The following is a 360-nucleotide window of genomic DNA, read 5'->3' as shown; positions in this document are numbered from 1 at the left end:
CTCAAGGAACGGTCGCTTCCTTTGTACTCACCCTCTCGGGCTTTCCTCCGGGCGCTTCCCTTCGGTCTTGCGTTTCCGACTCTATCAGATCTTTCCGATCCGATTTCCTCGGCGCTTTCCAGGTTCCCGCTTTCGCGTTTCCCTTTCCGGCGGTCCCGACTTTATCAGAGATTCTGAGTCGGAATTTCCACCCCCGGGGTCCCCTCCACGAAGTGGTCGGGTGCCCGTCCGAGCGGAGATGTAAACGTACTGGAGCGGGGGGGGGGGGGGGGGCCGGGGGGCCCCCCCCCCCCCGGGGGGGGGGGGGGGGGGCGCCGGGGCGGCGGGGCGGGCCCCCCCCCACGCCGCGGGAGAGGAGGC

The sequence above is a fragment of the Streptomyces sp. NPDC058796 genome, assembly GCF_042745235.1.
In the GTDB taxonomy this organism is placed as follows: Bacteria; Actinomycetota; Actinomycetes; order Streptomycetales; family Streptomycetaceae; genus Streptomyces.
The sequence above is the reverse complement of the archived record's forward strand: the minus strand, read 5'-3'. Positions refer to the sequence as shown.